13 protein-coding genes are annotated in these 14903 nt (G+C 42.4%); 6 read left to right on the top strand and 7 right to left on the bottom strand.

Annotated elements, in window-relative coordinates; all coding sequences use genetic code 11:
• Nucleotides 1-4 precede the first annotated feature (4 nt).
• The 4 genes from AC3E6G_RS03370 to asnS all read right to left on the bottom strand — a co-directional run bounded on the left by AC3E6G_RS03370 (nt 5) and on the right by asnS (nt 6411).
• On the bottom strand, nt 5-1741 hold the full coding sequence (locus AC3E6G_RS03370) for an ABC transporter ATP-binding protein (protein ID WP_238656595.1): 1737 nt from the start codon (nt 1739-1741) through the stop codon (nt 5-7).
• Nucleotides 1738-3474: an ABC transporter ATP-binding protein gene (locus AC3E6G_RS03365; RefSeq protein WP_140814060.1), complete on the bottom strand. Its 1737-nt coding sequence runs from the start codon at nt 3472-3474 to the stop codon at nt 1738-1740. The genes AC3E6G_RS03370 and AC3E6G_RS03365 overlap by 4 nt, the downstream gene beginning before the upstream one ends.
• Nucleotides 3475-3590: 116 nt before the next feature.
• Nucleotides 3591-4790, bottom strand: coding sequence for an MFS transporter (locus AC3E6G_RS03360; protein WP_238656594.1), 1200 nt, complete (start codon nt 4788-4790; stop codon nt 3591-3593).
• Between the two features lie 274 nt (nt 4791-5064).
• Entirely contained in the window at nt 5065-6411 is a 1347-nt protein-coding gene (gene asnS / locus AC3E6G_RS03355; RefSeq protein ID WP_192831858.1) for an asparagine--tRNA ligase, read from the bottom strand.
• Between the two features lie 322 nt (nt 6412-6733).
• Between asnS and AC3E6G_RS03350 the strand changes: the two genes are divergently transcribed.
• The gene (locus tag AC3E6G_RS03350) at nt 6734-7663 is read left to right on the top strand and encodes a cell surface protein (protein ID WP_285338673.1); all 930 of its coding nucleotides are present in this window, start codon (nt 6734-6736) and stop codon (nt 7661-7663) included.
• Nucleotides 7664-7857: 194 nt separating this feature from the next.
• Here AC3E6G_RS03350 and AC3E6G_RS03345 read toward each other — a convergent pair whose 3' ends face one another.
• Complete coding sequence (locus AC3E6G_RS03345; protein WP_490700452.1) at nt 7858-9036, bottom strand: pyridoxal phosphate-dependent aminotransferase; 1179 nt, start codon at nt 9034-9036, stop codon at nt 7858-7860.
• Between the two features lie 298 nt (nt 9037-9334).
• On the opposite strand from AC3E6G_RS03345, the gene AC3E6G_RS03340 reads away from it, so the two are divergent.
• Nucleotides 9335-9781 (top strand): MarR family winged helix-turn-helix transcriptional regulator, encoded by a 447-nt coding sequence (locus AC3E6G_RS03340; RefSeq protein ID WP_236128190.1) that lies wholly within the window; start codon nt 9335-9337, stop codon nt 9779-9781.
• A gap of 272 nt (nt 9782-10053) precedes the next feature.
• On the opposite strand, the gene yaaA is transcribed toward AC3E6G_RS03340, so the two are convergent.
• Nucleotides 10054-10782 carry a peroxide stress protein YaaA gene (gene yaaA / locus AC3E6G_RS03335; RefSeq protein ID WP_285338671.1) on the bottom strand — a complete coding sequence of 243 codons (729 nt, stop codon included), beginning with the start codon at nt 10780-10782 and terminating at the stop codon, nt 10054-10056.
• Between the two features lie 95 nt (nt 10783-10877).
• On the opposite strand from yaaA, the gene AC3E6G_RS03330 reads away from it, so the two are divergent.
• From AC3E6G_RS03330 to AC3E6G_RS03315, 4 genes are all read left to right on the top strand, one after another.
• Nucleotides 10878-11321, top strand: coding sequence for a DUF1836 domain-containing protein (locus AC3E6G_RS03330; protein ID WP_285338689.1), 444 nt, complete (start codon nt 10878-10880; stop codon nt 11319-11321).
• 2 nt (nt 11322-11323) lie between these two features.
• Complete coding sequence (gene trhA / locus AC3E6G_RS03325; RefSeq protein WP_125336061.1) at nt 11324-11971, top strand: PAQR family membrane homeostasis protein TrhA; 648 nt, start codon at nt 11324-11326, stop codon at nt 11969-11971.
• A gap of 88 nt (nt 11972-12059) precedes the next feature.
• Entirely contained in the window at nt 12060-13328 is a 1269-nt protein-coding gene (locus AC3E6G_RS03320) for an aminotransferase-like domain-containing protein (protein WP_023023428.1), read from the top strand.
• Nucleotides 13329-13467: 139 nt separating this feature from the next.
• Entirely contained in the window at nt 13468-14130 is a 663-nt protein-coding gene (locus AC3E6G_RS03315) for a hypothetical protein (protein ID WP_023023430.1), read from the top strand.
• A 94-nt stretch (nt 14131-14224) separates the two neighbouring features.
• On the opposite strand, the gene AC3E6G_RS03310 is transcribed toward AC3E6G_RS03315, so the two are convergent.
• Nucleotides 14225-14884, bottom strand: a complete 660-nt coding sequence (locus tag AC3E6G_RS03310) for an MmcQ/YjbR family DNA-binding protein (protein WP_490700451.1) — start codon at nt 14882-14884, stop codon at nt 14225-14227.
• Nucleotides 14885-14903: the final 19 nt, after the last annotated feature.

Here is a 14903-nt window from a genome sequence, read left to right as displayed (position 1 = left end):
TGTCTTAATTACTAGAAAGTTGGGCAGTTTGCATTTTGTAATATATGCCTTTTTGAGCCATCAACTCCGTATGATTCCCGTATTCGACAATATTTCCATCTACCATAACTAGGATGAGATCCGCATTTTCAATTGTAGATAGACGATGGGCAATCACAAAGCTCGTTCGACCCATCATCAACTTATGAAAGGCCTCCTGAATGAGCAACTCTGTCCGCGTGTCAATGGAAGAGGTCGCCTCATCTAGGATCAGAATCTTAGGTACTGCAAGAAAGACCCGAGCAATGGTCAGAAGCTGTCTTTGTCCTTGAGAGAGGGAGTCTCCCGCATCCGCTAGATAGGTATCATAGCCATCTGGAAGCTGTTGAATGAAGAAATCAGCATTGGCAGCTTTTGCTGCTTGAACCACTTCTTCCCGACTAGCATCTGGTCGACCAAATGCGATATTCTCATGAACCGTTCCAACTTTGAGCCAAGTCTCTTGTAGAACCATTCCAAACTGCTTGCGGTAGCTTTCTAGACTATAGCTATCTACAGCTTCATGATCTAAGCTCAACTGCCCCTGATCCACATCATAGAATCGCATGAGAAGGTTAATTAGTGTAGATTTCCCAGCCCCAGTTGGACCAACAATAGCTACCTTACTAGCTGGCGGGATGGAAATGGAGAGGTCCTTTATGAGGGTCTGATCAGGGCGATAACCAAAGCTGACATGATCAAATTGGACAGCTCCTTTGACAGTCTCTTCTTGCAAGTCTCTCTTGCCACTTTCTTTCACTTCCTCTTGATCCAAGACACTGTAGAGACGTTCCGCACAAGCCAAGGCACTTTGCAACTCAGCAAGGACAGATGAGATGTCATTGAAGGGTTTGGTATACTGATTGACATAGTTGAGGAAGGTCACCAACTGGCCAACAGTAAAGCCCGTTCCAGATAGGATTCGGAAGGCTCCAAATCCTGTCACCAACGCATAAATCAGGGCATTGACAAAGCGCGTCGCAGGATTAACGGTAGAGGAATAAAAAATCGCCTCTTGAGAATAACCAGCATAGTCGCCATTGATCTCAATAAACTTGTCTTTAAACTGACCCTGCGCATTAAAAGCTTGGAGCAAGCTTTCTTGACTGAGAGATTCTTCAATCATCTGCGTCTGAGCCCCACGAGCTTGGGTCTGCATCCGAAAGAGATGGTAGGAACGCTTGGCAATAAAACGAGCGATAAAGAGTGATAAAGGAGTCAGGATCAAAACCATCCCCATCATCATCCAATCCAATCGGGCCATACTAGCGATGGTCACTAAGATTGTAAGAAGACCAACAAAGAACTGACTGAAGACCATGAATAAACCATTGTTCAGTTGTTCAACGTCCGTGGTCAAGCGACTGACCAAATCCCCAGTACCTTGACGATCCAGGAAAGATAAAGGAAGGACATGTACTTTCTGGATGACCTTCTCCCTTAAGTCCTCACTGTATCGATAGATCATCTGATTGTAAATTAAAGGATTCAACCATTGAATCAAGGTTGCAAAGAGGATCACTAGACCCATTTGCAGGATAAGTGGGAGTATGAGGTGAGCTGCATCAGGGAGGACCACTAAGTCTATTGCCCGCCCGATTAGGATAGGGATATAGACGGTCAACAAGACTTGTAAGATGGTTCCCAGACTGGCTAAGATTAGCCAAATGGGCTGTTTGGCTATATCAGCAAGCAAGCGCCGTAAATAAGTCTTCTGTTTCATTCTGCCCCCTCCTCTCTCTTCTGTTGGGAGAAATGAATCTCTTGGTATAAAGGATTGGTTGCCACCAAGTCTTCATGACTTCCTAGGCCGACTTGACGACCTTTATCTAAGATGAGAATTTGCTCAGCACTTCGTAGACTATTGGTCCGCTGCGAGATGAGGATGAGGCTTGTTTCCGTCAACTCCTCTTTTAGAGCCTGTAATAGTCTTGCTTCTGTCAAATAGTCCAAGGCAGATGTAGAATCATCCAAGACCAAAAATGGTGCTTGGCGAAGGACAGCCCGAGCGATGGTTAAACGTTGCCGTTGACCACCAGAAAAATTCCGTCCAAAAGCTTCTACGGGAGCCTCTAGTCCTCCCTCTTTCTCACGGACGAAATCAGCTGCTTGCGCAACTCCCAAGGCCCACCACAACTGCTCTTCGTTCTGTTCCTCATTTAATCCTAATGTTAGGTTTGAACGAATACTCCCTTTAAAGAGCTCAGCCTTTTGTGGAACTACTGCTACCCAGTCACGCCATTGACGAAGAGTCTTTGGATTTTCTCCATCTTTAAAAATAGTTAGACTTCCTTTACTTGCTTCATACAGATGACCTAACAATTGAACCAAAGTAGATTTACCAGCACCTGTCCCTCCTATGATTCCCAAAGTTTGGCCCTTGTTCAGGGATAAGTGAATCCCTTCTAAGGATGGTTTTGCAGCTAAAGGATAGGTAAAGACAAGGTCTTGGATCTGGAGGGCCAGTTGAGGGTCAGAAACAGATACATCATCCAACTCTTGATCCAGCTCTTCACTTTTTTCTTCAAAGACCTGGACTATCCGACCAGCAGCAATATAGCTTTGGTTGAGCGATGTCACCAACATGGCTAACTTCAGCAATTCCGTCAAAATTTGAAGCAGGTAATTGACCAAAGCAACCAACATTCCTTGACTGAGGGTCCCCATTTGAATAGAGGCTTGCCCTTGCCAAAGAATACAAATCAAGGTTCCATTCACGACGAGAAAAGTTAAGGGACTGATTAAACTAGACCATTTAGAGACCACTAATTGCCACTTCGTATAGTCTTGGTTAACCTCATTAAACTCTGCTTCTTCGTGAGATGCCTGCCCAAAGGCGCGGATAACCCTCATCCCTTGTAACTGCTGACGCGTAATGGTAACCATTCGGTCCGTAATTTTCCTTATGCGCGCATAAAGAGGATTGACCAGACGAGACATAAGGACAATGATTAAGGTCAAGAGGGCAACCATACCAATAAACCATAAGGTCAGTTGCGGACTAATGGTGAAGGCCATAAAAATCGATCCGAAAACGACAATCGGCGCACGGAGAAATAGACGTAAAAATAAATTAATCCCCGTTTGAATCTGATAGGTATCACTGGTTAAGCGCGTCACGAGACTTGAGGTGGTTAAACGGTCTCTTTGCTCCTTAGACAAGCTGAGAATCTTCTCATATAGGTCATTAGTCAATTCCTTGGTATAGCCAACCGCTGCTTTTGACGAATAATATTGGGCCGTTATCGCTACAAGAACCCCAAAACCAGCAAAAACAAATAAGAGACCAACCAGTCCAAATATCCCCCCTTGATCCTGACGGGGGATGAGCTGATCGACCAGATGGGCAATTAAAAGTGGAACCAGTAATTCAAAAGTTGCTTCTAACAACTTGAAAAACGGTCCCAGTATGGATTCTTTTTTATAATTCCTGAAGTATTTCAATAAGTCTTTCATACTACTAGTTTCTCTTTCTAATGGATGTACTTATTTTACCACAATTTAGAAAGAGAGAAAAACTCTCCCTGCAAAGCAGAGAGAGTTGAAAAACGACCCAATGTACGTCAGGAATATTATTCCATCTTTGTCCCCTTATTTAATAGATTGCCCATTTTCCCTAATCCAATCAGTAAGAGAGGGAAAGATAGGAGGATCACAAGGCCTAGTACAAGGAAAACAGCTACAAATCCACAAGTGTCAATCAACCAACCAGTCAGTGGGAAGATCACAATCATAGACAAACTAAACATCATCGAATTGATACTAAGCATGGTTGCTCGTACACTAGAAGGCAAATAAGCTTGTAAATCATTGTAGTAAATGGGTTGATACACTGCATAAAGGGCATTGGTCAAGAGATAGACACTCAGATAGGCGAATGGAGTCCTCCACCCTACCAACAGCAAGGCCAAACCTGTCAGTGCAACCAGGATTGGAAAGACTTGATTACTGTTCCATTTTTTCCCGATTTGACTAGCTAGATAAACTGCTAGAAGATTAAATCCACTTCCAATCAACATGATGAGCGATACTTGCCAACTAGCTAGGTCACTGATTTTCTGTTGGTAGTAAAAATAAAACATACACATGATGGTTCCTACCAGCTGATAGGTGAACATCCAGTAAAACAAGACTGGTTTTTCCTGCCACTCTTGTTTCACTACCTCCAATATACGCTTTATGGTCAAGTGATTTCTTTCACCGCTCTTACTCTCTGGCTCTTTCATTAGAAAAATCAAGAGAATGGATAGCAAGGATAGTCCAATAGCAATCAGATAGGTCCAGGCCAATGCTCCGTGAATAAAGAAGCCTGCCACAACTGTACCTAAGGTTCGGGTGACTTCTGCCACACCAGATAAAAAGCTAGAAATCTGAAGATATCGGTCCTTTTGATCAGCTTCAACAGCAGAATCATATAAGAAAGCGGTACTGGTCCCTGAGTCAAAATTGTAGGACCAAGCATTGACCATCATAGCAATCGCATAAATCCAAAAATTCCCCTGACCAAACAAAATCAAGATAGAGGACACAATACTGGCCAAGCGAGCCAAATTGAGATTGGTCTTGTAGCTAAATCGATCGGCCAACATACCAGATGGGATTTCACATAAGAGACTTGTCCCATGAAAGATACTCTCTAATAGACCGATTTGAAGCAAGGAAAGACCATTTTGGATAAAAAATAAAATCCAAAAACTAGTAATTCCAAAATAAGATGTAAATTCCAGACCTGCTAGGAGTGGAATATTGCGTTTGTAAGTTCTTTTAAACATTGTTTTCTCTCTTTCAATAGATATTTTTTGTGTTTCTAAAAGACTTACTTAGAGTTGCCTACATTTTCTCCACCTCTTTCATTTAAAGTAGAGGCTGGGACAAAAGTCCTAGCCTCTCAATTATCTTTGAATTGTCGAGCAAGACGCAGTGGTTGAGTGGGCTCTACTACGCTGATTTCATCAGCTTTTACAGCCCAACTCAACTGTGCGGAGGTGGGACGACGAAATCGAATTCTAACGAATTACCGATTTCTGTCCCACTCTCTTATAGTTATTAAGGTTTGATACGGTGCAACATACGTGGGAATGGAATGGCTTCACGGATGTGTTTTGTACCTGCTGCAAAAGTCACCATACGCTCGATACCAATACCAAATCCACCGTGTGGGACTGTACCGTATTTACGAAGGTCAAGATAGAATTCATATTCTGTACGATCCATACCAAGTGATTCCATCTTAGCGACAAGGGCATCGTAGTCTTCCTCACGCATGGAACCACCGATGATTTCTCCATAACCTTCTGGCGCAAGCAAGTCTGCACAAAGCACGCGATCTGGGTTACCAGGAACTGGTTTCATGTAGAAGGCCTTGATGTCTGCTGGATAGTTGATCACGAAGGTTGGTACACCAAAGTGGTTTGAAATCCAAGTTTCGTGTGGAGAACCGAAGTCATCTCCATGCTCGAGATGTTCGTAGTCCGCATCTTCATCGTTTTCATGCTCTTGCAAGAGATCAATCGCTTCATCATAAGTAATGCGTTTGAACGGCTCTGCAATGTAGCGTTTCAAAAGCTCAGTATCACGTTCCAAAGTTTCCAAGGCTTGAGGAGCACGATCTAGAACACCTTGAAGCAAAGCTTTAACATAAGCTTCTTGCAAGTCAAGTGACTCATCATGTGTCAAGTATGAGTATTCCGCATCCATCATCCAGAACTCAGTCAAGTGACGGCGAGTTTTTGATTTCTCCGCACGGAATACTGGACCAAAGTCAAAGACACGACCAAGGGCCATAGCTCCAGCTTCAAGGTAAAGCTGTCCTGATTGACTCAAGTAAGCTGGTGTCCCAAAGTAATCTGTTTCGAAAAGTTCTGTAGAATCTTCTGCCGCATTTCCTGAAAGAATTGGGCTATCAAACTTCATGAAGCCATTCTTGTCAAAGAACTCATAAGTTGCATAGATAATAGCGTTACGGATTTGCATCACCGCTACTTGTTTGCGTGAACGCAACCACAAGTGGCGGTTATCCATCAAGAAATCTGTTCCGTGTTCTTTTGGAGTAATTGGGTAGTCTTGCGATTCACCAATGACTTCGATGTCTGTAATATCCAGTTCATAACCAAATTTAGAGCGCTCGTCTTCTTTGACAATCCCTGTCACAAAGACAGATGTTTCTTGGCTCAAGCGTTTGATGGTATCAAATTTTTCAAGACCCACTTCTTCACCGAATTTTTCGATAAAGTTTGGTTTAAAAGCAACCCCTTGGAAAAAGGCAGTTCCGTCACGCAATTGCAAGAAAGCAATTTTCCCTTTTCCTGATTTATTCGACACCCAAGCCCCGATGGTCACTTCTTGACCAACGTAATCTTTTACTTCGATGATGGTAATCCGTTTTTTCATAATACATCTTCCTTTTCTCATTGTACTTGTCCGAAGACATGATCACCTTTCATTTTACCACAAATAAGAGCCGATAGCTATCTCTCACAATCTAAAAATTCGGCTTTTTTTGACGAAAACAGACATTTTAAAAAAAGTAATTCAACTTTCTCAAATTCTTGAACCGATTTAAATATTCTATCCTATATTTTGATTATTCAAAGGAAACCCCTGCAATTTCATCCCTTTATAGCAGCTGTTTTTGACAAGTAAAAAGCTTGCAAGTTATACTATCAGTATGTATAAAGAGGAAAATATGAAAAAGAAAATTTAACTCACTACGGGATTGTGTGCAGCTGTTTTAGCCCTCAGTCTCGCAACAACCACTTTTGCGGATGAGCAGACTGCACTAATCACTGCTCCTATCTCTGAGCGACAAGATACGCTTACTCCTGTTTCAGTCATTTCAGAGAGTGGAGCTACTGTAGTTACCAACGAAACACTAGCCCCACTTCCTAACGAAGAAACAACTACCCCAACCGTTGAGGAAGCAACCCCAGCTTCTGCTAAAACTCCAGTAGATCCACGAATCTCTGAAATTCGTGTTATCCATCGTCGTCGGACTTTGAAACCAGACTTTTCTCCAGTTGCTTCTTCAACAGATGTCGTCTACAAGACAGTTGAAGCCCATGCTTTTACCGAATATGATGTCTCTGGAAATGGACCAGCAACGGTTACAGACGAAAACGGAAAAACATGGTACCGTGTGCGATATTCTGATCTTGGTATCAAAGATGGCTTTGCATACAATAGCGCTCCAGAAAAAGGTTCTGCTACAGCACCGGTCATTGAAGTCATTCATCTCTATGACGATATCGATTTGAATCCTGACGTTATTAAACGAGCTCGTTTTGTGGATGAAAAGGGACAAGAAATTGCGCCTTCCCAAGAAAACAGCGTCGAGCGGAGCCTTGATTTGGCTTACGAAGCTGGTCTACCAACAGCACATGCTCAGATCCAAGCTAATGGAAAAACTTATACCTTCCAATCAGCTGACAAAGGAGAACTGACCTCCCATAAACTCCACATTTCTAACCTGGTTACAGTAACCTATTTCTATAAAGAAGTGACCAGTCCAGTAGTTGAAAAACCTGTGACTCCACAGCTGCCAGAAAAACCTAGTCAAAAACTCCGCCTTCCCAAAGGAAATAACGGAGCTAAGACCCGTGTCCCTGTGAAAAAGGCGAATAGGATCCTTTCTGGCGATTACTTATAATTCTAAAGAAAAGAGAGTGGGACAGAAATCGATAATTCGTTAGAATTCAATTTCGTCGTCCCACCTCCGCACAGTTGAGTAAGGCTGTAAAAGCTGATGAAATCAGCGTAGTAGAGCCCACTCAACCACTGCGTCTTGCTCGAAAATCCAAAGACAATTGAAAGGCTAGGACTTTTGTCCCAGCCTCTTAATTTTTAATTTTCCATAAATTGATGCAAGCGGCGAACAGCTTCTTTCAACGTTTCCAGGTCAGTAGCATAACTAAGACGCACATTTTCTGGGGCTCCAAATCCAGCACCTGTAATGAGGGCAACTCCCACTTCTTCCAGGATGGCAGTTGCAAACTCTGTCACATCCGTATAACCTTTCATCTCCATGGCTTTTTTGACATTTGGGAAGAGATAGAAAGCTCCCTGTGGCTTAATGATATCAAAACCTGGAACTTCGCTCAAAAGAGGATAGATGGTGTTCAAACGCTCCTCAAAGGCTTGACGCATCACCTCTACCGAGTCTTGTGGACCTGTCAAGGCTTCAATCGTAGCATACTGCGATACGGCCGTCAGGTTGGAAGTTGTTTGACCAGTCAGTTTACTCATAGCTGCGATGATTTCGGGATCACCAACCGCATAACCAACCCGCCAACCTGTCATAGCATAGGCTTTTGAAACACCGTTAATGACAACCGTTTGTTTGCGGATGGCTTCCGATAAGCTTGAAATCGGAACAAACTCATTGCCGTTATAAACCAGGCGACCATAGATATCATCCGCTAGGATAATAATGTCATGTTCAACCGCCCAATTTCCAATGGCTAGGAGTTCGTCCTTGCTATAAATCATCCCCGTCGGATTAGAAGGAGAGTTTAAGACCAAGACCTTGGTCTTTTCTGTACGAGCTTCTTCCAATTGCTCAACAGATACCTTAAAATCATTGGCTTGGTGCCCTTTGACATATACAGGAACTCCTTCTGCCATCAGGACTTGGTCCCCATAGCTGACCCAGTATGGTGTTGGAATGATGACCTCATCACCTGGATTGAGCACAGCCATAAAGAAGGTATAGAGCGAAAACTTCGCTCCAGTCGCAAAGGTGACTTGATTTGGTGATACAGTGTATCCATAGTAGCGTTCGAAATAGGTATTGACGGCAGCCTTTAATGCTGGCATGCCAGAAGCAACCGTATAAAAGGAAGCCCGCCCATCCCGAATAGCTTGAACTGCAGCATCTTGAATATTCTCAGGAGTGTGAAAATCAGGCTGGCCCAAGGTTAGAAAGAGGATATCTTTTCCTTCTGCCTTTAGTTTTTTTGCTTTGGCATCACTTGCCAGGGTGACACTTTCTTCCATCTTTAATACACGATCAGAAATTTTCATACCTTACCTACTTTCTATCTGGGACCAGTTACAGACGAACCAATTTAGACTAAGATTCTACCAGAAGCTGGCTACAATACCTATATTATACACCATAAATCTGACTTGGAGCAAGATTTTACTAAAGATTCCACATAAACTTTACTCCTTCTAACTATTCGAGTTGTAAATAATTTGAAAGTGAAGTTAACAGACCTATTTCTTGTGTTGATAATTCCATTATCTTGTCACCCACCTGTAATGTATTTGATATTAAGGCTTAATAGCGTCTAATACTATTTATTGATAAAATAATAGTATGAAGAATTTAGAAAAACTATTTGAAGAAGCCCAAACAGAATTAAAAACTATGATTGTCTTTCACAAGGCGGAACGGACTTTTCGTGCAGCAGAGTCTCATGTCTTTAAGGAACATCAGTTGACCCCTACTCAGTTTTCCGTTTTAGAAACCTTGTACAGTAAGGGGGATCTCCGTATTCAGAACCTGATTGACAGTATTTTAGCGACCTCTGGAAATATGACTGTCGTGATTCGAAATATGGTGCGTGATGGATGGATCAAGCGCGAAACGGATCCAGATGACCGTCGTGCCTGCATTGTTTCTTTGACAGAAAAGGGACGTAAAAAAATTATCGAAGTACTTCCTGATCATATACAAAATGTTCAAAAAGTTATGAGTGTCTTTAGCGAAGAAGAGCAAAAACAACTGCAATCTCTTCTGAAAAAATTAAAGGGCTCCCACTAAATTCTAATCATTCAATTAGTCGTGTTCATGGCTAACTTCCTTTAGTAGGGAGCTGGGAACACGGCTTTTTTGATCCCTCGAAAAAACAAAAGAGGCTGGGACAAAAGTCCTAGCCTCTCAATTGTCTTTGGATTGTCGAGCAAGACGCAGTAGTTGAGTGGGCTCTACTACGCTGATTTCATCAGCTTTTACAGCCCTACTCAACTGTGCGGAGGTGGGACGACGAAATCGAATTCTAACGAATTACCGATTTCTGTCCCACTCTCTTTTACTTACTCATATTTCACAAAGACTAATTGTTTTTCAGACGATAAGTCAGACTGGTATGCAAAGCCATTAAAGGTTAGCTGCTTCATCTCTTCGACCTTCGTAATTTGCTTCTCTAGTAAGGCTGTCACGAAAGCCCCACGCGCTTTCTTAGAAATGGTCGAGTGAACCTTCAACTGCCCATTCTTCTCTTCAAAGAATTTAAAAGTCACCATCCGATTTTGAATCTCCTTAGAAAAGACTGTTTCAAACTCACTGGAGAGCAATGAAATAATCAGTTCTTCCTCCTGAAGAGCTTGATCATAGACAGCCTTCCAAAAGGGCTTTAAGGATTTACCCTGGACCTTAAGCTTCATTAGAAAGTCCAAACGATGGGGAGCAATCGAAGTAAGGGCTGGAATCACTCCATAAAGAGCTGAGGTGATCAAGAGATGGTCTTGCACATAAGCAGCTTCTGCTTCTGTCCAGTCCATACGGCGGATATTCCGATACATGAGGCCGTCAAAGAGCTTCAAAGCTGGATAGGTCTTAGCTGTACCCGACTTGAGCGCTTGGATCCGTTGCTCTTCTTCACTTGCTCGTTCTTTAGAAATCTTATAAAGTGAGGCTAACTCTTCTAGAGATAATGAAGCTAAGGCATCGATGACCGCTTGTGTCTCATTTGATATAGGATTCCCCATTTTTTCTGGGGTATCCAGATTCATTTCTTTTGCAGTTGGAATTAATAGTTTCATAGAATTATTGTACCATATTTCATTTTCGCTTGACATAAAATTACCATCATGTTATCATCTAGTTATTAAAACTAGATAACAAAGAGGTAATAACTATTTTATTCAACTACAGTTATCCCAGGTGGGAAGAAATTCCTGATATTGATCTTTATTTGGACCAAGTCCTCCTCTATGTCAATAAGGTGTGTGCGCCTTTTATCTCAGAAACAGACAAGGGCTTGACAGCCTCCATGGTTAATAATTACGTTAAACACGGCTACCTGCCAAAACCAGATAAGAAGAAATACAAGCGACAGCAAGTTGCCCGTCTCATTGCTATTACGACCTTAAAGACGGTTTTTTCGATTCAAGAGATCGCAGCTACCTTGAACCTCTTGCAGAGTCAAGCCAACTCCGCAGACCTCTACAATAGTTTTGTGGACTTTCTTCATGAAGAGAAAGAACCTTTAGCACCCATTATCGAATCTGCCTGTCGTACCGTGCTACTCTATCAAGAAACGCTATCCTATATCCATGTTCATTCTGAGGAGGAAAAATAAAAGTGAATTATGCTAGTAAATTAAGTAAACGATTATCCTTTGGGGAAGAAATCGCTAATAGCGTCACCCATGCAGTCGGTGCCGTTTTGATGCTCTTTCTCTTACCAACTTCTGCTATTTATAGTTATGAAACACATGGGACTCTATCAGCTATCGGGACTTCTATTTTTGTCATCAGTCTCTTTCTCATGTTTCTCTCATCGACCATCTACCATGCTATGGCCTATGACTCACCTCAGAAGTATGTCCTTCGGATCATCGATCACTCCATGATTTATATTGCCATTGCAGGTAGCTACACACCCGTCGTTCTTTCTCTCATGAACAACTGGTTCGGCTATGCCATTATCCTGATTCAATGGGGGACGACCATCTTTGGGATACTCTACAAAATTTTTGCTAAGAAGGTAAATGAAAAATTCAGCTTAGCCCTCTATTTGATTATGGGATGGTTGGTGATTTTCATTATCCCACAGATCATTAGCCAAACAAGTCCAACCTTCTGGGGCTTGATGTTGATGGGTGGCCTATGCTACACAGTTGGAGCTGGATTTTACGCCAAAAAGAAACCTTATTTCCATATGATTTGGCACCTCTTCATCTTAGCCGCTTCTGCTCTCCAATATATCGCGATTGTGTATGTCATGTAAGACAGTGACTCTCTTATAGGGAGTCACTTTTTAGTTGCTTTTTTACACCCAATTGACTACAATAAAGAAAAATTGTACGGGGACAGTTATGACAACCAAATACCAAAAGATTTTTACTACATTGAAAAACCAGATTGACCAGGGGATCCTAAAAACTGGAGACCGCCTGCCTTCCGTTCGCCAACTAGCCAGTCAGTATGCCTGCAGTAAGGATACCGTCCAACGGGCCCTGCTCGAGCTCAGCTACAAGAACTATATCTATGCTAAGCCCCAAAGCGGCTATTATGTCCTGGAGGAAGAGACTGGAAAGCATACCGACCTGCCTCTTCGCCTCAAGGAAGATCGCTTCCAGGCCTTTGAAGACTTTCGGACTTGTATCAACGAAACCCTTGTCGGTCGTGATAATTACCTCTTCAACTACTATGAAAAACAAGAAGGTCTTGTCGATCTCCGTCAATCTATTGCTTCTCTCCTGCGAGAAGATGCGATTTATACCCAGGAGCAACAAATCGTTATCACCTCAGGAACCCAGCAAGCCCTCTACCTCCTAAGCCAGGTCGCCTTCCCAAACCAAAAAGAAGAAATCCTAGTAGAGCAACCAACCTATTACCGCATCAATAAATTAATTCAGGAGCAAGACTTACCTTATCAAAGCATCAATCGCTTGCCTCAAGGAATTGACTTTGACCAACTGGAAGCCATTTTCAAAAGTGGCAGGATCAAATTTTTCTATACCATTCCCCGCTACCATTATCCTCTGGGACATAGTTATAGCAAACAAGAGAAGGAACAGATTTTGGCCTTAGCAGAACTCTATGATGTCTATATTGTCGAGGACGATTACTTGGGAGATTATGATCCACATTTTTCTCCTAGCTTTCATTATCTGGATGCATCTGACCGGGTCATCTACATCAAGTCCTTTTCTACCAGCCTCTTTTCTGCCCTCCGCATCACTTCTATGGTCCTGCCCCAAGCTCTTCTTGCCCCTGTCTTAAAACTCAAGGGTACACTCGACTACGAAAGTAACTTGGTCATGCAGAAGGCCTTGAGCCTCTATATTGATAATGGCATGTTTGCAAAAAACAAAGAGCTTCTGCACCAACAGCAATTCATCCAAAAAGAGCAAGCTTCTTCCCTACTCCAGCAACATTCCCTATCCGTCCCTGTATGGCCGGTCATTGGAGGAGTCTTACTAGATTTAAGACAGGTCCCTTCGGTCGCTCGACTGAAACATAGCGGTCTCCCTCTCCACTTCTTCGAATCTGCCTATATTCAAAGCTGTCCCTATGCCTTTGCCCGTATCAATCAGGACAAACTGGAAGAGGTTTTACCCCAAATTATCGCTTATCTATGATTCAATCCCACCCTTCTATTTCTTGAGTAATTTTATATACAAAACTATGTTACGAAAATATTACATTTATTACAAAAATCACTTGACATCTGTAACAATAGGAGTATAATCTAAGTCAGAAAGATAAAGAGGTGATATTATGAAACGATCTTTGATTCGTTGGACTGCAGCCTCTCTTGTGGCTGCATCACTTGGACTTGCTTTGGGAGGGTGTGGCTCAAAAGATAAAACAACTTCCTCATCCGAAAAAGCTTCTAGCTCAAAAGTTGAGAAAAAACCAAAAGCTAGCTTAAATAAAAAAGCTACAGTTTCTTCTTCTCAAGCAAAAGAAAATACTACTCCTTCAAGTCAGGCAAGTAACCCGTCAGCTTCAACTGAACCGAACAAGGCAGAAGATACATCTTCAACTGATCAAGCAGTTGTTCCTGCAGCACTTGTCGGCACTTGGGTAGGATCTAGCCCTCAGGCGGATAGCATCAAAATGACTATTGAAGCTAATGGAGATATTACAACTGTCGTTAGCTTTAAAAATGATAGTGAACCAACCCGCACAGCCACCTATACTGCAAGAGCTATTCAAGCATCTGGTAATGTCTATTACTGGGAGTCAGAAGGTCTTAATGGCGCAGATGCTCTTCTTCCTGGTATTACTGGTTTAGGAGTAGCAAATTTCCGCTTCAAACCAGGATTTATCCTTGAGGAAGGTCATTATACTCCGATAGCCTTCACAACAGATATCAATACAGAATTTGACTATAGCAATTACAGAGATTTCCACTTCTCATTGACCAAAGAGCAATAAGGACAGGAAATTCTCTAATAAAAAAAAGAATGTTGACCCTCAACATTCTTTTTTTATGTTTTATTCACTTTCACAAATCAATTGGGTTAAACCCTTACTTCTTAGTCAGGGCCCAGCTCTTAGCCACAAGCTCAAAGAGAAGATCATCCTCCACTCGACCATCCAAGGGAATGCTGATCCAGTACTTCTTGTTCATATGATAAGCCGGATAGAAATGGGGTTCTTCTAAGAGTTGGCTGACATGATCCTGTTTAAGATTTAAGACCTCAATCTTCCCTTCCTGCCTCGCATCTAGCTTGGACCAGTCTATCTTCATCAAGACGCCAAACCATTTGAGATCCTTTTGATGACGGAAGACGCCCGAGTCCGGAGAACGGTCCCAGAGGTATTCGATAGGACGGTCATATTGCCGGCTGATCCAATCCACCAAGCGCTTGGTCTGAGGATACAAAAAATCTTTGACAGTAAAACAGGAGCTTCTGATATCCTCTAAGGCCTGCTGGCAAGCTTCTCTGACTTGGCCAACATATTGACCAACCATCTGGTCCATATGAAGCTGCACATAGTCGTCGCCTGTCTCCTGATCCACTAGCCAAAAATGCACTTGCTTACTTTGGACAGTCACATAAAGTTTGAAGTCTCCATCCAGGATCTGTTGATCATAGTGAAACTTCTCTCCCTGCTTTGAAAACCCATAAGCTAGAGCTTTTTCATTGTCTATACTGTATTTCTCAAAATAATCTGGTAAAAACACGTACTACTCCTTTCCTCCA

It is taken from the genome of Streptococcus sp. SCPM-O-B-23252 (M501) (assembly GCF_058200355.1).
The sequence above is the reverse complement of the archived record's forward strand: the minus strand, read 5'-3'. Positions and strand labels throughout refer to the sequence as shown.

Coding starts and splice junctions, on each gene's coding strand:
- AC3E6G_RS03320 (WP_023023428.1), top strand. CDS start 12,060: ATGACAACCAAATACCAAAAGATTTTTACTACATTGAAAAACCAGATT.
- AC3E6G_RS03370 (WP_238656595.1), bottom strand. CDS start 1,741: ATGAAACAGAAGACTTATTTACGGCGCTTGCTTGCTGATATAGCCAAA.
- AC3E6G_RS03345 (WP_490700452.1), bottom strand. CDS start 9,036: ATGAAAATTTCTGATCGTGTATTAAAGATGGAAGAAAGTGTCACCCTG.
- AC3E6G_RS03365 (WP_140814060.1), bottom strand. CDS start 3,474: ATGAAAGACTTATTGAAATACTTCAGGAATTATAAAAAAGAATCCATA.
- yaaA (WP_285338671.1), bottom strand. CDS start 10,782: ATGAAACTATTAATTCCAACTGCAAAAGAAATGAATCTGGATACCCCA.
- AC3E6G_RS03360 (WP_238656594.1), bottom strand. CDS start 4,790: ATGTTTAAAAGAACTTACAAACGCAATATTCCACTCCTAGCAGGTCTG.
- AC3E6G_RS03315 (WP_023023430.1), top strand. CDS start 13,468: ATGAAACGATCTTTGATTCGTTGGACTGCAGCCTCTCTTGTGGCTGCA.
- AC3E6G_RS03340 (WP_236128190.1), top strand. CDS start 9,335: ATGAAGAATTTAGAAAAACTATTTGAAGAAGCCCAAACAGAATTAAAA.